20 protein-coding genes are annotated in these 20,076 nt (G+C 51.5%); 12 read left to right on the top strand and 8 right to left on the bottom strand.

Features of this window, described 5'->3' with window-relative positions:
- Positions 1 to 6 precede the first annotated feature (6 nt).
- The 4 genes from EVJ24_RS10875 (at position 7) to EVJ24_RS10860 (ending at position 3,943) form a co-directional block, all read left to right on the top strand.
- On the top strand, positions 7 to 498 hold the full coding sequence (locus tag EVJ24_RS10875) for an LURP-one-related/scramblase family protein (protein ID WP_131441328.1): 492 nt from the start codon (positions 7 to 9) through the stop codon (positions 496 to 498).
- A 13-nt stretch (positions 499 to 511) separates the two neighbouring features.
- A complete protein-coding gene (locus EVJ24_RS10870; protein WP_131441327.1) occupies positions 512 to 1,054 on the top strand; it encodes an NUDIX hydrolase in 543 nt (180 codons plus the stop codon).
- Positions 1,026 to 1,334, top strand: a complete 309-nt coding sequence (locus tag EVJ24_RS10865; RefSeq protein WP_131441326.1) for a DUF1349 domain-containing protein — start codon at positions 1,026 to 1,028, stop codon at positions 1,332 to 1,334. Before EVJ24_RS10870 ends, EVJ24_RS10865 begins: the two co-directional genes overlap by 29 nt.
- Positions 1,335 to 1,552: 218 nt before the next feature.
- Positions 1,553 to 3,943 carry a carbohydrate binding domain-containing protein gene (locus EVJ24_RS10860; RefSeq protein ID WP_201740372.1) on the top strand — a complete coding sequence of 797 codons (2,391 nt, stop codon included), beginning with the start codon at positions 1,553 to 1,555 and terminating at the stop codon, positions 3,941 to 3,943.
- Positions 3,944 to 3,990: 47 nt separating this feature from the next.
- Here the strand turns inward: EVJ24_RS10860 and mprF are convergent, their stop codons facing one another.
- Entirely contained in the window at positions 3,991 to 6,489 is a 2,499-nt protein-coding gene (gene mprF / locus EVJ24_RS10855) for a bifunctional lysylphosphatidylglycerol flippase/synthetase MprF (protein WP_236633789.1), read from the bottom strand.
- A 259-nt stretch (positions 6,490 to 6,748) separates the two neighbouring features.
- On the opposite strand from mprF, the gene EVJ24_RS10850 reads away from it, so the two are divergent.
- The gene (locus tag EVJ24_RS10850) at positions 6,749 to 7,612 is read left to right on the top strand and encodes a DegV family protein (protein ID WP_070327997.1); all 864 of its coding nucleotides are present in this window, start codon (positions 6,749 to 6,751) and stop codon (positions 7,610 to 7,612) included.
- 47 nt (positions 7,613 to 7,659) lie between these two features.
- Here EVJ24_RS10850 and EVJ24_RS10845 read toward each other — a convergent pair whose 3' ends face one another.
- Both EVJ24_RS10845 and EVJ24_RS10840 read right to left on the bottom strand, forming a co-directional pair.
- Entirely contained in the window at positions 7,660 to 8,202 is a 543-nt protein-coding gene (locus EVJ24_RS10845; protein ID WP_070327998.1) for a histidine phosphatase family protein, read from the bottom strand.
- 36 nt (positions 8,203 to 8,238) lie between these two features.
- Positions 8,239 to 8,700: a DUF2691 family protein gene (locus tag EVJ24_RS10840; RefSeq protein ID WP_131441323.1), complete on the bottom strand. Its 462-nt coding sequence runs from the start codon at positions 8,698 to 8,700 to the stop codon at positions 8,239 to 8,241.
- Between the two features lie 192 nt (positions 8,701 to 8,892).
- Here EVJ24_RS10840 and mqo point away from each other — a divergent pair, with 192 nt between their 5' ends.
- The 3 genes from mqo to EVJ24_RS10825 all read left to right on the top strand — a co-directional run bounded on the left by mqo (position 8,893) and on the right by EVJ24_RS10825 (position 11,705).
- A complete protein-coding gene (mqo, locus tag EVJ24_RS10835) occupies positions 8,893 to 10,392 on the top strand; it encodes a malate dehydrogenase (quinone) (RefSeq protein WP_131441322.1) in 1,500 nt (499 codons plus the stop codon).
- 114 nt (positions 10,393 to 10,506) lie between these two features.
- The gene (locus EVJ24_RS10830; RefSeq protein ID WP_131441321.1) at positions 10,507 to 10,995 is read left to right on the top strand and encodes a hypothetical protein; all 489 of its coding nucleotides are present in this window, start codon (positions 10,507 to 10,509) and stop codon (positions 10,993 to 10,995) included.
- 14 nt (positions 10,996 to 11,009) lie between these two features.
- Positions 11,010 to 11,705, top strand: a complete 696-nt coding sequence (locus EVJ24_RS10825; protein WP_131441320.1) for a hypothetical protein — start codon at positions 11,010 to 11,012, stop codon at positions 11,703 to 11,705.
- 30 nt (positions 11,706 to 11,735) lie between these two features.
- Here EVJ24_RS10825 and EVJ24_RS10820 read toward each other — a convergent pair whose 3' ends face one another.
- From EVJ24_RS10820 to adhP, 3 genes are all read right to left on the bottom strand, one after another.
- The gene (locus tag EVJ24_RS10820; RefSeq protein ID WP_016510581.1) at positions 11,736 to 12,260 is read right to left on the bottom strand and encodes a CarD family transcriptional regulator; all 525 of its coding nucleotides are present in this window, start codon (positions 12,258 to 12,260) and stop codon (positions 11,736 to 11,738) included.
- Positions 12,261 to 12,364: 104 nt separating this feature from the next.
- Positions 12,365 to 12,799 carry a MarR family winged helix-turn-helix transcriptional regulator gene (locus EVJ24_RS10815; protein ID WP_070328004.1) on the bottom strand — a complete coding sequence of 145 codons (435 nt, stop codon included), beginning with the start codon at positions 12,797 to 12,799 and terminating at the stop codon, positions 12,365 to 12,367.
- Positions 12,800 to 12,959: 160 nt separating this feature from the next.
- A complete protein-coding gene (gene adhP, locus EVJ24_RS10810; protein WP_070328005.1) occupies positions 12,960 to 13,991 on the bottom strand; it encodes an alcohol dehydrogenase AdhP in 1,032 nt (343 codons plus the stop codon).
- A gap of 192 nt (positions 13,992 to 14,183) precedes the next feature.
- On the opposite strand from adhP, the gene EVJ24_RS10805 reads away from it, so the two are divergent.
- On the top strand, positions 14,184 to 14,927 hold the full coding sequence (locus EVJ24_RS10805) for a hypothetical protein (protein ID WP_131441319.1): 744 nt from the start codon (positions 14,184 to 14,186) through the stop codon (positions 14,925 to 14,927).
- Between the two features lie 48 nt (positions 14,928 to 14,975).
- Here the strand turns inward: EVJ24_RS10805 and EVJ24_RS10800 are convergent, their stop codons facing one another.
- On the bottom strand, positions 14,976 to 16,760 hold the full coding sequence (locus tag EVJ24_RS10800) for an SLC13 family permease (protein WP_131441318.1): 1,785 nt from the start codon (positions 16,758 to 16,760) through the stop codon (positions 14,976 to 14,978).
- Between the two features lie 190 nt (positions 16,761 to 16,950).
- Between EVJ24_RS10800 and EVJ24_RS10795 the strand changes: the two genes are divergently transcribed.
- The 3 genes from EVJ24_RS10795 to EVJ24_RS10785 are packed head-to-tail and all read left to right on the top strand — an operon-like array spanning position 16,951 to position 19,193.
- A complete protein-coding gene (locus EVJ24_RS10795; protein ID WP_131441317.1) occupies positions 16,951 to 17,697 on the top strand; it encodes a methionine ABC transporter ATP-binding protein in 747 nt (248 codons plus the stop codon).
- A complete protein-coding gene (locus EVJ24_RS10790) occupies positions 17,690 to 18,352 on the top strand; it encodes a methionine ABC transporter permease (protein ID WP_071398721.1) in 663 nt (220 codons plus the stop codon). The genes EVJ24_RS10795 and EVJ24_RS10790 overlap by 8 nt, the downstream gene beginning before the upstream one ends.
- Before the next feature lie 25 nt (positions 18,353 to 18,377).
- Complete coding sequence (locus tag EVJ24_RS10785) at positions 18,378 to 19,193, top strand: MetQ/NlpA family ABC transporter substrate-binding protein (protein ID WP_131441316.1); 816 nt, start codon at positions 18,378 to 18,380, stop codon at positions 19,191 to 19,193.
- Positions 19,194 to 19,227: 34 nt separating this feature from the next.
- Here EVJ24_RS10785 and EVJ24_RS10780 read toward each other — a convergent pair whose 3' ends face one another.
- A complete protein-coding gene (locus tag EVJ24_RS10780; protein WP_131441315.1) occupies positions 19,228 to 20,064 on the bottom strand; it encodes an aldo/keto reductase in 837 nt (278 codons plus the stop codon).
- Between the last annotated feature and the right edge of the window lie 12 nt (positions 20,065 to 20,076).

Below are 20,076 nucleotides of genomic sequence, written 5' to 3'. Positions count from 1 at the left end.
ATGATAATGAACACGCTTTACATGAAACAGAAAGTCTTCAGCTTGCGCGGACGGTTCACGATCAAGGACGCGGATGAAAACGATATGTATTTCGTCGAAGGGAGCTTTATGAAGCTGCCGAAGTCGTTCACCATCTCGGACAAGGATGGGCGCGAGATCACGACCATTACGAAAAAGACGTTCAGTTTCTTACCGAAGTTTTACGTCGACGTCGAGGGCGAAGAGACGATGACGATCTCAAAAGAGTTCACCTTCTTCAAACCGCGTTATACGATTGACGCAGCAGGGATTGAAATCGATGGCGACTGGTGGGATATGGACTTCGAGGTGACACAGAACGGGCAAGTCATCGGCAGCGTCCAGAAGAAATGGTTGTCATGGGGCGACACGTATGAGATTCAAGTGATCGACGAGACGATGGAGGACATGCTCATCTCAATCGTCGTTGCCATCGATTGTGTGAAATCAGATCAAGCGGCAGCGAGTGCGGCCACATAAAGGAGATTGAACGATGGAGTTTTGGGACGTCTATAACGTTGACCGAGAAAAGACAGGGCGGACGTGGCAGCGGGGCAATCGTCTCGAGAATGGCGATTACCATCTTGTCATCCACGTCTGTATCTTTAACAAGCAAGGACAGATGTTGATTCAACAGCGCCAGACGTTCAAAGACGGCTGGTCAAACATGTGGGACATCACGGTCGGCGGCAGTGCCACGGTCGGCGATACGAGTCAACAGGCGGCGATGCGCGAGCTTGAAGAAGAGATCGGTCTGACACTAGACTTAAAAGATACGCGACCACATTTGACGATCAACTTTGACGAAGGGTTCGACGACATCTATCTTGTCGAAATGGATGTCGATTTGAATAAGTTGACGCTTCAAGAATCAGAAGTGCAGGCGGTGCAGTGGGCGGATGAGGCGACCATCCTCGACATGATCCGATCAGGAGAATTCATCCCGTACCACGAACCGATGATTCCACTTTTGTTCGCGATGCGAGGCCAATGGGGAGGAATCAATCATGTGGCAGCAGTACACGTGGATCAATGAGCCGAAAGCAATAAATGTACGGGAGAGACTTACCTTCGAGACAGAAGCGGACACCGATTTTTGGCGCAATACCCACTACGGTTTCAACCGGATGACGGCGCACGTCCTGTTGACGGATGTGTCGACCGAACAGTTCACGTGTCGCGCGACTGTAGAGATGAAGCCGAGCCATACATACGAACAGGCTGGCATTTTGTTGTATGTGAATGACGACCATTGGCTCAAGACGTCGATCGAATACATTCAGGATTTTCAGTCACATTTTCAGATTGGACAGTGAGGAAAACCTAAGCATCGACCTGATTATGGGTTGGTGTTTTTTATGTGTCATTTTCATTTCACTTCAAGAAAATGGTTGAATCTAGGTAGGCGAAAAAATTATAATAGACATAACGAAAGCGCTTTCGGAAAACGCTTTCAATGTTCGTGCGTTGTTAGAGGAGAGGCAGGTACGACTGGAGTGTGTCTGCCTTCATTTATGTCAAAGGAGGAATTTTGATGAAGAAATGGGTAGCACTTGCTCTCGGTACCGGACTTGTCTTGTCAGCCGCACAAGGCGCATATGCCGAAAAGCCAGAGAAAAAAGACAATACGAAATGGAAGCTAGTCTGGGCGGATGAGTTCAGCAAGAAAGAGATCGACCAGGCAAAATGGAATTTCGATACGGGGAACTGGTTGAAAGATAACGACGGCAATCCGGTCGCACCGGGTTGGGGAAACAATGAGAAGCAATTTTATACGGACAAAAACGAAAACGCTTTCGTAAAAGACGGCAAGCTCGTCATCCGCGCCAAACGGGAACAAACGATGGATGAACTCGGGACGTATGACTTTACGTCGGCGAAGCTGACGACGAAAGGCAAGTTCAGTAAAACATACGGTCGCTATGAGATGCGGGCAAAACTACCGACAGGGAAAGGCTTGTGGCCGGCGTTTTGGATGTTGCCGGAACAAGACCGGTACGGTGCCTGGGCATCGTCTGGCGAAATCGACATCATGGAATCATGGGGCAGCCAGCCTGACAAAGTCGCTGGGACGATTCACTATGGCGAGAACTGGCCGAACAACAAATATACAGGCAAAGATTATCACTTTGAAGAAGGTGACGGCATCAATCAATGGCATACATATGCCGTCGAGTGGGAGCCTGGCGAGTTGCGCTGGTACGTTGATGGAGAGCTCTATCAGACGCAAAACGACTGGTACTCGAAAGGGTTGAACCAGGCGACGAAGTACAGCTACCCAGCGCCGTTTGACCAAAACTTCTACCTCGTGATGAACTTGGCCGTCGGCGGTTGGTTTGACGGGGATGTCGATGCGACGACACCGTTCCCGGCCGAGATGGAAGTCGATTACGTTCGTGTCTTCGATTTGAAAAACCGCGATTACCGTGAAGCAGTCGAACCAGTCTATACGGACGAAGAAATCGTATTGCCGGACGGAGCGAAACAACCGTCTGAAGACGGAAACCTCGTCTACGACCAAGATTACACGGAGCCGATCACGACCGTGACGAACGGTTCGCAAGCGCTCAACCCGACGTACTGGAACTATGTGGCCTTGCCAGACTTTGGCGGCGTCGGGACGGTTGATGTCATCGAACAAGCAGGCTCACGCTTTGCTGATGTATCAATCACTCAAGCCGGCAGTCAGCCGTATTCGCACCAATTGATTCAAAACGTCTCGCTCGGTAAAGGCGGACACTATAAAGTGACGTTCGATGCGAGCGCCGATTCGGCCCGCTCGATCGCCGTGAAAATCGGCGGCGGACCAGACCGCGGTTACGCGAAATACTCGGATGAAGGTTCATTCGATTTGACGACAGACGTACAGACATATTCGATGACGTTTGATATGACGGAAGACACGGATCTCGCGGCGCGTCTCGAGTTCAACATGGGACTTAGCACGTCAGGCGTTCAAATCGGGAACGTCCGTGTCGAACAAGCCGAACGTGCAGCACTTGACCCGAACGCGACGAAACCAGCGCTCGGCGACGGGAACTTGGTCTACAACGGAACGTTTGACCAAGGCGCGATGGACCGCTTGACATACTGGCAGTTCGACCCGGGCGCAACGAAAGGGACGGCTACAGTTGACGAGAAGTTGCGTCACTTCAAGTTCGTGACGAACCCGAAAAAGGGCGAACCGGCAATGCTCGTCCAAAACGGGATTCAACTGACGGAAGGTCATGACTACGTGTTGCGCTTTAAAGCGAGAGCGGAACGCATCAAAGCACTTCAAGTCGGTTTGAATGGAGCGGACGGCAACGCGTATCTCCCGCTTCAAGACGTCGCGTTGACGCGCGAGTTTGAAACGATCGAGATCCCGTTCACGATGGGACAAGCGACGGACCTGTTGAGCCAGCTCCAGTTCGTACTCGGTTCGGCGAAAGGCTCAATTGAGCTTGACGACGTCAAACTGTTCGATGTGACACCGATCGCGATCGACCCGTCTCCGCTGAAGAACGGATCGTTCACGGACGGGTTGACACATTGGGGCTCTTACGTGCACTTCGATGCGCAAGCCGCGGTTGAATCGGTGAACGAAGCCGCTCAAATCTCGATCGGGCAAGAAGGACAGGAACCTTGGAGCGTCTTGCTTGAGCAAGGCGGTCTTGAACTGCACCAGGGACAGACGTACGTCGTCCGTTTCGATGCTTCTTCGACAGTCGCGCGCAACATGGAAGTGACGGTCGAGAACGCGGCGTATACGCGTTACTTGAGCCAAATCGTTCAAGTTGGACCTGAGACGAAAACGTATGAGTTTGAGCTCACGATGGGACAAACCGATATGACAGGATTGAAATTCTTGCTCGGACGCACGGACGGTTCACCGCTCGGTGCGCACGATGTGACGATTGATAATGTCAGTGTGACAACGAAATAATGTAAACAAGGAGCGTCTCGACATTTTCGAGGCGCTCCTTTCGCGTGTCATTGAACGTTTTTTCGACTGATCAGCCGTGCCGTGCGCAACAAGGAAGGCAGGAGCGTCCGTCGTTGCCGGAATGCCAAGTAGCGGCCTTCCCACGTCGGTTTGAACTTGTTCTTAAATTGCCTTAACCCACTGAACGGATAAATGTAGCTGATGTTCTCGAAGATGTCCGCCGCGATCCGCTCGGGCCAGTAAGCGAACGTATGCTCACCGACCGATGCGAGTGGGGCGACTCCGAGCCCGACATCGGCATACCCATTCTCTCTCGCCCACTCGATTACGTGAAGAATCAGTACTTCGATTGAGCCGGGCGGAGCGTCACAACACGAGCGCATCAAGTCAATCGATACGGTACCATGCCCGCGGAGCAGCGTGATGAAGGCGACAATTTGCCCATCGACATCCTTCAGCAGCGCCGTCGGATAATGGGATAGGGACTGCTCGTTGAAAAATCCGAGCGAGAAGCCTTTCTCACTGCGATTGCCGATCCATTCTTCGGAAATATCTTTTAACGAGGTGATGATCGCCTCGTTCGGTCGCGTGATCACGTCCACGGTAAAGCCTTTTTTTATGAACTGGTTGTTTAGGGAGCGCATGTTCGCGCGCTTTTTACCTGTCAGTGAGAACGTATCGACATTGATTGTCGCCTCTTCGCCGAGCTTGAAAAACGTGAAGCCAGCGTCATGCAGACGCGGCATCCAGTTCGGTGTGGCTTGATAAAACAACGGGACATAGCCGAGATGGTCGGTCGCCTCAATGAACTGAATCAACAGCTCGGAGGCGGCACTCGTCTCACCTTGTATGTCTCCTAAAACGATTGCGTGATTACCAGATAACGCGAACAACAGGCAGGCGTTGTCATCAGGGCCATAATAGACGCGCTTGTCATTCATGTAAGCCAAATCAAACGTGTGTGATGTCGCATGCGTCGTCTGGAACCGTTCAAAGCGCACCGGTTCGAACGCCTCACCAAGACGGGGACGTTTCAGACGGTTAAACAAGACAAACAGGACACTCAATAGCAGGCCTGATATCATGACAGCGCTCACGCTTAACAGGGCGGCTTGATCCGGTTCAAAGAAAATCGTGTCGCTTTGACTGAATGACTGGAGCAAAATCGCATGTGTCCCGACATATAGACTGACATACAACACGTTTCGGAAGAAGCGGCTGATGGTCAGGATCGAGCGATACCGCGTGTGCTGGTTTCGGGTCAGCCAAACGAACAAGGCAAATCCGACCACGACCAACGCTTCGAACAAATTGAACCCGCGTGCGAATATACCAAGCGTCGCGAAGAAGAACGACACAGCCGTGATCCACAGCACCCGTTTCGTGCGGATATACATGCCGTAGGTGCTCACTAACGTCAGGAGTCCGGCAACGAACAGACAAAGCGTCCCGACCCATTGCATCCAAGGAGCTGTCACATAAAGCGGGGCCACACTCGGGAGCAGCGTTTGAAACCAGAGGACGAGACTCGTCATCAAAGCGATCAGACTGCCGGCGAGCCGACCGGTCTTGGCGAGTGTCCGCAAAACGGTGCGCCAGACGACCGTCCCGATTTCATACGATGAGCCGATTATCGGTTTGTATTCGATTTGTTTGACGACCTGGTCCCCGAAGGCGATCGCTGCTAAAAACAAACCAACCATGAACGGGACGATGAAGTAGACGAACCGATAGACGATCAAGGATGACAAGACAATCTCTTGATCGATGCCGAGCTGCGTCATCCCGACCAAATACAATAGATCAAACGAGCCGGCTCCGCCTGGGACGAGTGAAACGACCCCGACGATTGTGGCGACGATGAATACGCCCAGCATACTAGCAACCGGGGCGTCCCCGCCGAGGAGATACAAGGCGTACAAGGCGACGAGTCCTGCTGTCACCCATTCCGCGAATGATGTGGCGATGTAGCCGAGTAACGTCGACCAGCTCAAGTTCGATCGTTTGCGGGTCATATAGATGTAAAGTGGCAAGACGGCTAGCGTTGCCAGCAATATGGGCCAAATCCACTGCTTCGTCGATATCAGCGTTGTGGCCGGAAATAGGCCGGAGAGGACCCCGATCGACAGTAGAGACAGTCCGCTGATCAGCGTCGGTGTCATCCAACCGATAGCCCGGAGCAGTCGCAATGTATCCGTGTACGGACGATACAGCGAGGTCCTGAGTGCGATGCCGATGACGCCGCCGAACCCGAGCATGCCGTTCATCGAGTTGGTGATCCAAGCCGCACGAAGCAACTTGTGGAACGGGATATGAACGTTCAATGAGCGGAGTAAAAAGTAGTCGTATCCGGTCATCGTCAGGACAGCGAGCAAGCCAAGAAGGATCAAGCTGGATTGTTCGAATCCTGTCAGTTTTTCTAACGCCGAGAAGGCGGCTGCGAGCGATAAGTTTTGTAGTTCTTGCCCGCTCTGATAAAGAATCAGGCCAATCAATAGGAATGGAACCAACCATTTCAGCTGCTTCCAAGAAAGTCGTTTTTGCATCATGTCTTCTCCTTACGGCTACAAGCTTAGTGTTAGCATTATATGCTGTTTTGCATGTGAGGAATAGTGAATCCTGTAGTGTATACGACCCGAATTCGCACATCGATTCAAAAACATGAATAAGTCGCACATTGAGCCTAGTAAAAAAACATCAAACCCTCTATATTTGGTACACTAAAGGTGTCCTGTCTTGACGTCTTAATCGGCGTAGTGAACTAGGACGATTCCCGTCACCTTAGGAGACAATTTGGAGGATACTATGATTAAATTACTAGCCGACTCAACTTGCGATTTATCAGACGACATTTTAGCAAAATATGATATCGGTGTAGCTCCGCTCATCATCACGATGAACAATAAGTCGTATGAAGACCGCGTCGATATTCAGCCCGATGAGTTTTACGGAATGTTGGAAGCGCTACCGGAATTTCCGACGACGGCGATGCCGAGCCCGGCGACGTTTTTGAAGCTGATGGAAGATGCCGTCACGGCCGGCCATCACGAAATTTTATGTATCTGCATGTCGAGTGGGACGAGTGGTTCGTATCAATCGGCCGTGCTCGGCAAAGAATATTTTGAAGAGGCGCATCCGGATTCGACGGTGAAGATTCATATCGTCGATTCCCGTTCGATGAGCCACGGCAGCGGTTGGTTACTTATGAAGAGCGCACAGATGCGTGAAGCGGGTGCGACGTTCGAGGAACTCGTCGACTTCAATGAGGCGTATAAGATGAAAGTGAAACACTTCTTGTCGGTCGACGACTTGGATCATTTGATCAAGAGTGGCCGTATCTCGAACGCGAGCGCGATCATCGGCAAGCTGTTGATGGTCAAGCCGATCATGAGCATGAAGAACGGGAAAGGTGCCATCGTCGCCAAAGAACGCGGAACTCGGAAAGTGCTCAAGCACTACACGGACGAGTTCATTAAACGCTACGACAAAGACGTCACAAACTTCATCATCATCGGTTATACATCGGACCAGAAAATCGCTGAGAACTTGAAAGTGAAAATCCAAGCCGAATCGGACTTCGAAGGTGAGATTTATCTGATGCAGATGGGTGTCTCGGTCGGGACTCACGTCGGTCTAGGTGCGATCTCGATGTTCTTTGTGGAAAAGTGAAGCAGTGAAGCCGTCTCGTGATGAGACGGCTTTTTCTGTGGATAACGTTATCCACAGGCAGGGTCCGACCAGACGCGTTTGACTGAAAAAAAGTTATCCACAATTTCCAACTGATAGACGTCCGGATTACTAAGATTCCGCCACGTCTCGAAATCAAACTGGTTATCCACATGTTGTAACAAGAGCGCGAGCAGATTGCCGTGTGTCACGAGAATCGTCGGACCGTTTATTTGAGTGACGACGTCCAAAATCCGAGCAGTTGCGTCTAGGCCCGACTCAGCTTCGGGTAACTTGAACGAAGGGTCGTCGAACGAGTGGCGGAGTAGGTCGAACCAATCAGCCCGCGGTTCGAGCGAGAGGATGCGCTCACGAAGCTTCGGTTCCTGTTCAATCGTTAAGTTCCGCTCGTTAGCGACAGGTGTGATTGAAGCGACGGCCCGAGTGTAATCGCTCGAGATGATGCGCTCGATCGGGACGTCTTCGAAAAAATCGCGCAAGGCGATCGCCTGGATTTGACCGGCTTCCGTGAGCGGAGCGTCCGGCTCTTGACCGGTGGCCGAACAGTGACGGACGAGGTAGATGGTTGGCATAGTGGATTCTCCTTGATCATTTTGGGTGAGCGTATTTTACCAAATTGTTAATGTTGTTCTCATATCGTTGGCATCGGTCAGGTAGGCGACTTCTTTGAATTCACATGAGAGCGCATGGTCATAAAATGATTCAATCATTCGTTGATTTTTACAATAGATGTCGACGAACGTGCTGTCGACAATCAATAGGGCAAATTCGCAAGGGCTGTCGAGGAATGCCTCATACGTTTCGACATCCGTCACCGGTCCAGCTGGAAAAGCTTTTAGATTCAAAAAGATGAGATAGTGTTGGTCTTGGCTGATTAAATCGCCAAACGCTTCTCCATCCATCACAGTCGGTTCATGGAATAACAGCTCACTTAACTCGTCATCCCTTACCGTGTAAGATTCTTCACCGAGAATGAACCACATGTAACGGCTCAATTCGATTGGTTTCAGTATTTCTAATAAATAAGTCCCGTAGTTGTTCGGTATTTTAAAACTGACGCCTCGCCTCATGGTAATTTTCTCCCTTCACGATTAATGAGCCGAATTCTTCTTAAAAGTTTCATCTCTATTTTCACTACTTAACCCTTATCTTTCATCACAAAAGCGTTATAATCAGTATAACGATTACAAAGAAACGATCGGCGAATGGGGATTTACTGAATCGTTTCATACACAAATCCAGGGGAGAAGGATGGGGTTTTCATGAGCAGTGTCCAAAAGAGAACAGACGTCATTTTGATTGGTGCGGGAATTATGAGCGCGACGCTCGGGTCGCTCTTTAAAGAGCTCGTACCGGAGTGGGAAGTCAAAGTGTTCGAGAAGCTCGCAAGCGCAGGGGAAGAGAGCTCGAACGAGTGGAATAACGCAGGAACGGGGCATGCCGCCCTCTGCGAGTTGAACTATACGACCGAGAATTCGGACGGCACGCTCGACATCTCAAAAGCGATTAACGTCAACGAGCAGTTCCAAATCTCGCGCCAGTTTTGGGCGCATCTGGTGAACAAAGGATTGATCCAACAACCGGAAGACTTTATCCGCTCGATCCCACATATGAGCATGGTCCAAGGGGAGAAAGATATCAGCTTCTTGAAGAAACGTTTGGAAGCGCTAACAAATAATCCGTTGTTCGATGGTATGGTCTTATCGGACGATCCGGAGCAGTTGCGCGAATGGATGCCGATCGTCATGGAAGGTCGCACGATCGATGAGCCGATTGCCGCGACGAAAATTGACTCAGGGACGGACGTCAACTTTGGCGCGCTGACGCGGGTGCTGTTTGACCATTTGACGAATCATGATGTCGAGGTCAACTACAAGCATAGCGTCGAGGACGTGACACGGTTGCCAGACGGGCTATGGGAAGTGAAAGTGAAGGACATCGAGGCGAATACGATCGAGACGCATACGGCGCCGTTCCTCTTTATCGGCGGCGGTGGCGGCAGCTTGCCGTTGTTGCAAAAGACGGGTATCCCGGAGTCGAAGCATATCGGCGGATTCCCGGTGAGCGGGTTGTTCCTCGTCTGTAAAAACCGTGACGTCATCGAGCAGCACCACGCCAAAGTATACGGCAAGGCGAAAGTCGGCGCGCCGCCGATGTCGGTGCCGCATCTTGATACACGTTACATCGATGGACGGAAAGAGCTCTTGTTCGGACCGTTCGCCGGCTTTACGCCGAAGTTCTTGAAGACAGGCTCGAACCTCGACCTCATCCAATCGGTCAAACCGTACAACGTCGTGACGATGCTTGCGGCCGGGGCGAAAGAGATGCCGCTCACGAAATATTTGATCGAGCAAGTGCTCTTGTCGCACGACAAGCGGATGGACGAGCTCCGTGAGTTCATCCCGACCGCGAAAAACGAGGATTGGGAAATCGTCGCCGCTGGTCAGCGTGTGCAAGTCATCAAAGACACGCCAGCAGGCAAAGGCACGCTCCAATTCGGGACAGAAGTCGTCAGTGCGGAAGACGGTTCGGTCGCGGCGCTCCTCGGTGCGTCACCCGGTGCGTCGACTGCCGTCCACGTCATGTTGAAAGTGCTCGAGCAGTGCTTCCCTGAGCAGTTGCCGGAATGGGAGCCGAAGATCAAGGCGATGGTGCCATCGTACGGCGTCTCGCTCTCAGACCATCCTGAGCTGTTCAAGACGATCCACGAATCGACGGCAATGGCGCTCGGCTTGAAAGAAAAGGGTGTCGTGCACAATTGAATCGGTTGAAGCGAGAATGCGAAAATATTCTCGCTTTTTCTTTTGAATTGCAACATTAAAAACCATATATTGGTTATAAATAAAAGGTGAATACCATCATGTAGGAGGTAGAGGATGGATAAAATCAAGCTTACACAGTGGGAAAGAAAAAAGTATGGTGCTTATCTCGAACACCTGCGAAAATATCCGGACAGTTACGAGTATTGTGTCCTCCCTCATTACGAAGACTATATGGAGACGGCGAAGACGGAATGCGTCCAAATGGGTGATTGCTATGCTGTCCTGATGAAACAAGGGGATCATTATGTTTTGGTCGCCATATTGTTTGATGTCGAGTCGGAAGTCACAGAAATATTGGAGTGGCTAGATCATACAGAAGTCCGGTGCCTTACGCCAACAACGGAGACAGTGATCGTTCGAGACGCATCCGAGATCTTGGATGAAGTAAAGTTCAAAGGGCAGCCGCTTTTGCTGATTGAGAAAGGGACTCAAACATTTTTGATTGATCCAGAAGACTTGAACGAAGTGACGGAAGCTTATGACCAGTACAACAAGATTAACAATACAGGATTAGCTGAAGATGTGACTTTACAGACTGATTGAGAGGAGACCGGGGCATGTGTTCAGTTGAAGTGTTAAAAAGTTGGGTCGAACGTGCGCCCCATCCCTACTATTTCCGACCGTTCGTCAGTAAATCCCCGAGTTCAAAAGGCAACGTCTTCATCGTTGGCATCAATCCAGCGACGCCGATGCATAAGGACGACTTTGCAAGTGCTGAAGAGTATATCGATACATTTTGTCATCGAGAGCAGTTTTTGGAGCGCGTGAAGATGATTCGCCGTTCGCAAGGGAAGACGGACTTATCACGCACGCGGATCGGCTTGAATAAATTTGTCGAAGATTTAGAGCTGAGGGCGAATGGAGAAGTTGAAGTGATTGAGACGAATATGAACGCCTATCCGACGAGACGAGCGAAAGATTTGCTTAGCGTAAATCCTGACTTGATTCAGTATGGGAATCGAGTGTTCCGAGAATTGTTATTCACCTATCGACCGAAAGTAATTATTGTCCATAGCAAACAGGCACTCGGCGAACTGCTCGATTTGCTTGAAGAGGAGCACATGGTTCCACGTCAGACTTTCAATCGAAACCTTCGACTCTGCGACTGGATTGCAAAAGGCCCGATTCCATTTACATACCGTGACGGTGGAATCGGGACGGTGCTATGCTCGAAGCATTTTATGTACCACGGGAACTTAGGGATGAGCTTCCAACCGTTGAAGGAACAAGTGTTACAGGCGTTCAAACAATAAAAAAAGACCGCTTCATATAGAAGGGTCCAATCAAGTGGCGGCAACAGGTTCAGCGCTCAAATAAGCGGCAATCTGTTGATCGATGACTTCTTCCGACAAATGAAGCGCGAGTGAAAGTTCTTTCACAAGAATCGTTTTAGCGTTTTCTAAAATCTTACGATCCTGTTCATATAACTTTTTGTTCAACGAAACTGCTTCGGTTTGTCTCCGAGCAAGCGTGTTGATGACTTGAGCGATATCGTGACGGTTGCCCGAATGAACGACATGCAAGAATTCGCGGTTCCGGTTATTCGGATGGGGATTCCATTCGACACCAGGAGAGCGGAACGATTCGAGGATCTCTTTTGCTTCTTTAGCTTCCAAGAGTGTCAACATCATGACTTTGTCACTATCGACCGGAATACTGATCTGTAGCTTCTGCGCGTTGTTGATTGGATGGAGCGTATAGTACGACTTCGTCTCACCTGCGACCGTCATATCGGAAATTTCGTCAATGCGACAAACTCCGTGGGTCGAATAGATGATTAAATCATCAATTTTGAACAAATCGATCACCTCTTCCTAATATCCATTATAGAGGTAATTGATGTAAATTGTCAACCCGGTTGACATTGAAGGCCGCACAGACGGAAAAAACCTCTTCTTATGATGAGAAGAGATCACAGTTTCCAGTCGGTTTGGAGCAACGTCTGCAATTGATTAAACGCATCGTCGCCAAGTGTCGTGGCAATTTTTTGTTCGAGATCGGCTTTTAGCGCCTCGTTTTGTTCATAACAGCGGATACCGAGGTCGGTCAGCTGAATGCATTTGTCTTTTCGGCTCGTCGGGTGGTCGGTCACCGTGACGAGCTCTTTTGTCTTCAAGTTCTTGATCAGTTTATGGATCGCCTGGCGTGACACATGGACGTTCCGTGTCACTTCGGAGATGGTCGGATTCTTTCGGTAGATGCGGGCGAGGATGTACCATTCCGAGTTGGAGATGTAAATATCATGTTGTTCGTTCCATGCCCGTTCGCTAATGCGTCGGATTTGATCGTGGCGCTCACCGAGCAAATCCAAAAGGTGCGTTGGCGTAAGTTGTTCGTATGGAGTCAAATTGGTCACTCCTATTCTGTTTTGTCGTTCCTAACTATACAAAAGCGGATAGGGCGCGTCAATGCGCTAGTATCTCAAGTTCAACTGAACAGATGATCATGTCATACGATGACCCGGTTTAGACGCCAGTAAAAAAACGAGACCAAATGGCCTCGTTTTTTTACTGGCATTCTTTATTTTTGAAATCGATGACCATTCGTCCTTGAATTTTACCTTGTTCCATCTCTTCGAAAATATCTTGGACTTCGTGGAGGCAACGTTTCTGGACGACCGGTACGACTTTTCCTTCGGCCCCGAACTGGAAAGCCTCTTCTAAGTCTTTACGTGTACCGACGAGTGATCCGACGACTTCGATGCCATCGAGGACGAGACGTGGGATATTCAAATCCATTGTTTCAGACGGAAGTCCGACCGCGACAACTTTTCCACACGCTCTTACAGCGTCGACCGCAGAGTTGAAGGCTACTTTTGAAACGGCCGTGACGACCGCTGCATGTGCGCCCCCGAGTTGCTCTTGGATGATTTTGTCCGCAGCGCCCTCTGTCACTGGATTGATGATCATATCGGCGCCGCTGTCTTTAGCGAGTTTGAGTTTGTCGTCATTGATGTCGACTGCGACGACGTACGCATTGAACACGTGTTTGGCGTACTGAATTGCCAGGTTACCAAGACCACCGCATCCGTAGATGACAACGATTTGACCTGGCTTCACATCAGCCACTTTAATGGCTTTATACGTCGTGACACCGGCACACGTGATACTCGAAGCTTGTGCCGGATCGAGTCCGTCTGGTACTTTGACAGTGAAATCGGCCATTACGATACTTTGCTCGGCCATCCCGCCATCAACGCTATATCCAGCGTTTTGTACGTGGCGGCAGAACGTTTCGCGTCCAGTCGTACAGTACTCACAACGCCCGCAGGCATGATACATCCAGGCGATACTGACGCGGTCTCCGACTTTCAAACTCGTTACGTCGTCAGCAATTTTTGAAACGATCCCGATGCCTTCGTGTCCGAGTACGCGGCCTTGGACATCACCGAAATCTCCCGCGGCAACGTGTAGGTCTGTGTGACATACGCCACAATACTCGACGTCGACAAGCGCCTCTCCAGAATTTAGTGGGCGCAACTCCTTTTCAACCACTTCGATATTCGCTTTGTTAGATGAATTGACTACGACTGCTTTCACTTTATCCCACGCTCCCCATCCTAATTATAGGTAATTAAAGATATGTAATTACCAAACTGACAAGAAAAGAATAGCATAAAAAAGGGAATGAAAACGCTTAACTAAAGGCGAAGTCTTGTCGCTTTCATGAACTTTTTTCACATAATGATTTTGGGGAACAGGATAAGACAGAACACGAAAGGAGGATGAATCGTGCCGACACGAACCGACCTGTTTCAAGCCTATAAACAGAAAATCATTGAGCTTCCTGACATGGACGAAGCGACGTTGAAGAGCGAGACGTTCCTTCTTGAGGAAGACCCGAAGAAGCAATTGACCATTTATTATGCCCCGTTCGAATACATCAATCCGAACGCTAAAGTCGTCATTGCTGGCATCACGCCGGGTCTCTATCAAATGCGACAGTCGTTCGAGGCGATCCGCGACTTGGCTGACGCTTCGGATGAAGCAGCGCTCCAGGCCGTCAAACAGCGCGGCAGCTTCTCAGGGCCGATCCGCAAGAACTTGGTGACTATGCTCGACGACTTGGACTTGCATCACCATCTCCAGATCGAGTCGACGCTCGACTTGTTCGGTGAGGCGAACCATCTCGTGCAGAACACCGCTGTGTTGCCTTATCCGGTTTTTTATAAAGGAAAGAACTATAACGGTTCGAGTCCGGACATGTTAAGAACGGAGCTGTTCCGTTCATACGTCGAGGGCAGTTTCGCCGACGAGATGGCCGTCCTCGAAGATGCGCTCATTTTACCGATGGGTGTCAACGTGCGTCGGGCCGTCGAGACGCTCGTCGCCCGAGGGCTCATCGCACCAGAACGTGTCGTGAGCGGGTTTCCGCATCCGTCAGGCGGAAACGGACACCGACATCGTATCTTCGCTGAGAACCGTGATGCGATGCGGTCTCATATCGCCGACCATTTCAAGCGGCACCCGATTTAAATGCACAAAAGGCAGAAAGCGTGATTGCGCTTTCTGCCTTTTTGAATGTTACATATATAATACGTAAATCATCATAACCGAGACAACAAGGAAGAGGAGGCTCATGACTCCTCCGGCCTTCATATAGTCCGCGTTGCGGTAACCACCCGGTCCCATGATGAAGGCGTTGACTTGATGGGTCGGTAAAATGAACGAGTTCGAAGCTGATACCGCGACAAGTAGCGCAAGACCGATCGGATCGATGTTGAACGTATCGGCCATCATCAGAACGAGCGGGACGAGCAAGACGGTCGCTGCCACGTTTGACATGAAGAGTGAGAAGAACATCGTGATGATCCCGATGATGAATAGAATTGCGAGCGTGCTCCACCCGCCAACGAGATTGACGATGGCATCCGCCGTATAAGCGGCAGCGCCACTCTTTTCAAAGGCTATACCGAGCGGGATGAGCCCGGCTAGTAAGAACACGGTCTTCCAGTCAATGGCTGGGTAAATCTCATCTTTCGGGATGACACCGAGTAAAATCATCAGCAGAGCTCCCGTAAAGAAGCTGAGCGACAGTGGAAAACCGAGAAAGACGAGACCGAGGGCGACGATGATTGAAAACAAGGCTGGTTTTTTCTTGTTCTGCTGCGGAGTGAGTTCGGGTGCTTTCACATCGCTTAAAATCGCGACTTCGCGACCGTTCCGCAAATTGATCAAATCTTTCCAGCTGCCGTAGACGACGAGTTGCATGCCGGCTTCGAACGGGACGTTTTCCAGTTTTGTCTGCGTACCGTCGCTTCCGACGATGGCAAGCGGCTCAAGTCGGAAATTTTTCCTGAAGCCAATATCGCGGAGCGTCTTCCCGATGAACGGCGACGTCGGCGGGATGATGATCTCAGCGAACCCGCTCTCGTCTTCATTTTCAAGCGAAGCGAAGTATTCAAGTTCAGGTTTGATGGTCAGTTCATAATCGGCCGCGAAGCGATTGATCGCCTCGTCCGTTCCGAGGATGGCGAGCGTCTGCCCGATGGCGAGGCGAGTCTTGCGCCAAGGGCCATAGACGTGGCTCTCACCTTCGCGAAGTGCGAGAATGTTGATCCCATACGTCGACCAAATATCGAGTTGTTCAATCGTTTGTCCGGCAAGGCGAGCGTTGACGTCGAGCTCATGGATGTCGGTCGTCAATTGATGCGTTTCTTCCATGAAAGAAGCACTCGTCGTCTGCGTTTCCCCGGACGCTTTCGGCAAGACGAGGCCGCCCGCGAAGTAGAAGTAGAGGATGCCGGTCGCGAGCAAAACGAGACCGATTGGTGTGACAGCGAACAAGTTTAAAGCGTCAAACCCGGACTCGGTCAACAAGTCGTTCAAGATGATGAGCGGGCCCGAAGCGACCATCGTCAGTGTGCCCCCGAGAATGGCGGCAAACCCCATCGGCATGATCAGCTTGGAAGCCGGGATGTTGGCATTTTTACTGATCCGCTTCAAGGCCGGTAAAAATAAGGCGGCCGCACCGATGTTTTGCATGAACGCCGAGATGAGTCCTACGGTTGTCGATGTCGTTGCCATGACGTTCTTTTCTTTGACCCCGACTCGTTTCGTGATAAATTCTGCGACGACGGTCATGATGCCGGAACGTTCGACACCGTAACCGATCAACATAACCCCGATGACAGAAATGACAGCGTTTGACGCGAATCCAGAAAATGCCTCATTAGCCGTGATGACCCCGGTCCATGGCAAGATGACCATGATCAAGACGGCGACGAGGTCGGTCCGGAGTTTATCGGTGACGAATAAGACGATCGCTAGCGCCAAGACAGCGAAGGTCAATAATATTTCGGTAGTCATTCATATACCCCCTATGGTATTTATTAATTTTATTATAAGTGTCTAGAAGGCGGAAAGTGAAGTAAAACGTACTTCAAGCTCAGACCGAACCATTATGACGAGCCGCCTCAACTGACAATCGTCCTTTAGTTCGCTAAAATGGAGAACGGTTATCATTCCACTTTTCCAGTATGAAAGAAAGGGACGGTCTATGATCACGTTAACGAATGTAAGCAAACAGTTTGGTCGTGACGAGGCGGTCCGTGACGTCTCGCTTCAGATTGAACGAGGCGAGGTATACGGTATCATCGGTGCGAGCGGTGCCGGCAAGTCGACGCTGCTGCGCCTGATGAACTTGCTCGAGACGCCGGACGCAGGGACGGTCACGGTCGATGGGAACGAACTGACGAGTCTATCGAGCCGGCAACTCCGCGAACAGCGACACGTCATCGGGATGATCTTTCAACAGTTCAACCTCGTCGGCAACAAGACGGTATATGACAACGTGGTCGCCCCGCTCAAACTGGCCGGGCGACCAAAAGCGCAGCACGAGGAACGGGTGCTCGAATGCCTCCGCTTCGTCGGGCTCGAGTCGTTCAAGGACAAGTACCCGGCCCAGCTGAGTGGCGGGCAAAAGCAACGCGTCGCCATCGCCCGGGCGCTCGCGAACGAACCGCACGTCTTGTTGTGTGACGAGCCGACTTCGTCGCTCGACCCGAACACGACGGCCGAGATCCTCGGCGTGCTGAAGTCGATCAACGAGGCGCTCGGTGTCACGATCGTCATCGTCACCCACGAGATGGACGTCATCAAGCAAGTGTGTGACCGCGTGACCGTCATGGCGGACGGCTCGGTGTATGAGACGCTCGATCTCGTCCCGCGTGGTGTCCCGGAAATCGACAATAATCCGGCCTGGTTCGTCAATGAGTTGCGAAAGGCGGGTGAGCCGTATGCCTGACGTGCTCGTTCAATATCAGACCGAGATTTGGCGCTCGATCGGTGAGACGTTCATCATGGTCGGCGTTTCGATCCTCGCCGCCGTCCTCGTCGGCTTACCGCTCGGGACGTGGCTCTACTTGTCCCGGAAAGGGCAGTTGCTCGAGAATCGGGCCGTCTTCTCGGTGCTCAACTTGGTCGTCAACATCGTCCGCTCGTTCCCGTTCCTGCTCCTCGTCGTGTTTTTGATTCCATTTACGCGGCTCATCATCGGAACGGCGCTCGGGACGGCGGCAGCGACCGTGCCACTCGCGATCATCGCCATCGCCCACTACTCTCGTCTCGTCGAGCAGTCGCTCCTAGACGTCCCACGCGGCGTCGTCGAGGCGGCCGTATCGATGGGGGCGTCGATCAAAGACGTCATCTTCAAATTCTTATACGTCGAGGCCCGGTCCGGACTCGTCCTCGGGCTGACGACGTCGATCATCAGCTTCATCTCGTACTCGACCATCATGGGGGTGGTCGGGGGCGGCGGCATCGGCGACTTCGCCATCCGCTACGGCTATCAACAGTTCAAGACGGAGCTGATGCTGTACATGATCTTCATCATGCTCGTCTTCGTCCAGCTGATTCAGTTCACCGGTACGACGGTGGCCCGGGTCATCGATAAACGCTAATCACCTACAGAAAGAAGGAAAATCAATGAAAAAATTAATGGCACTCTTCGCCTCACTCACACTCGTCCTCGCGGCGTGTGGAACTGACAACGAAACACCGACGGAAGCACCGACGAACGAGCCGCAGACGCTCAAAGTCGCCTCGCTCATCCCACCGATGACCGACATGCTCGAGATTGCGAAAGACCAGCTCGCGGAAGACAATATCGAACTCGAAATCGTCGTCCTCGGCGACAACGTGCAACCGAACACGGCGCTCGCGGCGAAAGAAGTCGATGCGAACTTCTTCCAGCACGTCCCGTACATGGAAGAGTTCAACCGCAGCAATGACGCCAACCTCGTCCCGATCGAACCGATCTATTTCGCCAACTACGGCGTCTACTCGAAAGAGTACGACAACATCGACGACATCCCAGAAGGTGCGACGATCGCGATCGCGAACGACGTCTCGAACATCGACCGCTCACTCTCGCTCCTCGCACAACACGACGTGATCAAACTTGGGGAGAAGACCGGTTCGTATTACACGCAAGCGGACATCACGGACAACCCGAAAAACCTCAAGTTTGAAGAAGTCGACCTTCTCATGCTCGCGCGTGCCTATGACGACGTCGACGCGGTCCTCATGACGCCGGCGTACGCGGCACCGCTCAACCTGACACCGAAGAGCGACGCGCTCTTGACGGAAGGGGTCGAGAACGACTTCGCCATCACGCTCGTCGCCCGTGAAGACAACAAGGACGACGAAGCAATCCAGAAACTCGGTGAAGCGCTCACGAGCGACGAAGTCCGTGCGTTCTTAGAAGAGAATTACGACGAAACGGCGATCCCGGCGTTTTAACGAAAAAAAATGAGCCCATGCGGCTCATTTTTTTTTAGAATTCTTCGTATTCTCTCGGGTCTTGGTTGTCGATGCGGCCATCCGGTTTCGTCAACGCATTGATGGTCTCCATCTCGTCCTCGGTCAACTCGAAGTTGAAGACGTTGAGATTTTCTTGTTGGTGCAGCTCACTCGACGAACGCGGGAGCGGGATGACGCCAAGCTGGATGTGCCAACGCAGGATGACTTGCGACACCGTCTTACCTTTTTGGTTGGCGAGCTCGGTGATCGTCTCGTCATGGATGACGGTCCGGGCCCGGCTGAGCGGACTCCACGCCTCGGTGATGATGCCACGCTCTTTGTCGGCTTGACGTTGCTCGACTTGGGAGAAGTAGGGATGGAGCTCGATTTGGTTGATGACTGGTGTCTCACCCGTCTCTTCGATTAAGCGGTCGAGATGCTCGGGCATAAAGTTCGAGACGCCGATTGAGCGGATCCATCCGTTCTTTTTCGCTTGGATGAGCGCGCGCCATGCCTCGACGTATTTATCTTGCTTCGGGTTCGGCCAGTGGAGTAAAAATAAGTCCCAATAGTCGAGGTTGGCCCGGTAGAGCGACTCTTGAATCATATTGAGGGCCTCATCATAATCGAAATATTGACCACGCAGTTTCGACGTCAAAAATAACTGCTCACGCGGGATACCGGACTGGCGGACTGCTTCCCCGAGCGCGCCTTCGTTGTCGTAGCGAATCGCTGAGTCGATGAGACGATAACCGTTACGGATCGCGCTCGTGATGGCGTCGACACCGGTCTCGCCTCGTAAGAAGACGGTGCCGAGTCCGATAGCTGGAATCTCGTAACCGTCGTGTAGTTTGATGGTCGGAATGTTCATAAAATGCCTCCT

The organism is Exiguobacterium sp. SH1S21 (assembly GCF_004337175.1).
GTDB classification, from domain to species: domain Bacteria; phylum Bacillota; class Bacilli; order Exiguobacteriales; family Exiguobacteriaceae; genus Exiguobacterium; species Exiguobacterium aurantiacum_A.
This window is presented reverse-complemented; position numbering and strand designations above follow the sequence as displayed.

What these genes read in the sequence shown, in the direction of transcription:
- EVJ24_RS10875 (WP_131441328.1), top strand. Translation starts at nt 7, where the DNA reads ATGAACACGCTTTACATGAAACAGAAAGTCTTCAGCTTGCGCGGACGG.
- EVJ24_RS10870 (WP_131441327.1), top strand. Translation starts at nt 512, where the DNA reads ATGGAGTTTTGGGACGTCTATAACGTTGACCGAGAAAAGACAGGGCGG.
- EVJ24_RS10865 (WP_131441326.1), top strand. Translation starts at nt 1,026, where the DNA reads ATGTGGCAGCAGTACACGTGGATCAATGAGCCGAAAGCAATAAATGTA.
- EVJ24_RS10860 (WP_201740372.1), top strand. Translation starts at nt 1,553, where the DNA reads ATGAAGAAATGGGTAGCACTTGCTCTCGGTACCGGACTTGTCTTGTCA.
- mprF (WP_236633789.1), bottom strand. Translation starts at nt 6,489, where the DNA reads ATGCAAAAACGACTTTCTTGGAAGCAGCTGAAATGGTTGGTTCCATTC.
- EVJ24_RS10850 (WP_070327997.1), top strand. Translation starts at nt 6,749, where the DNA reads ATGATTAAATTACTAGCCGACTCAACTTGCGATTTATCAGACGACATT.
- EVJ24_RS10845 (WP_070327998.1), bottom strand. Translation starts at nt 8,202, where the DNA reads ATGCCAACCATCTACCTCGTCCGTCACTGTTCGGCCACCGGTCAAGAG.
- EVJ24_RS10840 (WP_131441323.1), bottom strand. Translation starts at nt 8,700, where the DNA reads ATGAGGCGAGGCGTCAGTTTTAAAATACCGAACAACTACGGGACTTAT.
- mqo (WP_131441322.1), top strand. Translation starts at nt 8,893, where the DNA reads ATGAGCAGTGTCCAAAAGAGAACAGACGTCATTTTGATTGGTGCGGGA.
- EVJ24_RS10830 (WP_131441321.1), top strand. Translation starts at nt 10,507, where the DNA reads ATGGATAAAATCAAGCTTACACAGTGGGAAAGAAAAAAGTATGGTGCT.
- EVJ24_RS10825 (WP_131441320.1), top strand. Translation starts at nt 11,010, where the DNA reads ATGTGTTCAGTTGAAGTGTTAAAAAGTTGGGTCGAACGTGCGCCCCAT.
- EVJ24_RS10800 (WP_131441318.1), bottom strand. Translation starts at nt 16,760, where the DNA reads ATGACTACCGAAATATTATTGACCTTCGCTGTCTTGGCGCTAGCGATC.
- EVJ24_RS10795 (WP_131441317.1), top strand. Translation starts at nt 16,951, where the DNA reads ATGATCACGTTAACGAATGTAAGCAAACAGTTTGGTCGTGACGAGGCG.
- EVJ24_RS10790 (WP_071398721.1), top strand. Translation starts at nt 17,690, where the DNA reads ATGCCTGACGTGCTCGTTCAATATCAGACCGAGATTTGGCGCTCGATC.
- EVJ24_RS10785 (WP_131441316.1), top strand. Translation starts at nt 18,378, where the DNA reads ATGAAAAAATTAATGGCACTCTTCGCCTCACTCACACTCGTCCTCGCG.
- EVJ24_RS10780 (WP_131441315.1), bottom strand. Translation starts at nt 20,064, where the DNA reads ATGAACATTCCGACCATCAAACTACACGACGGTTACGAGATTCCAGCT.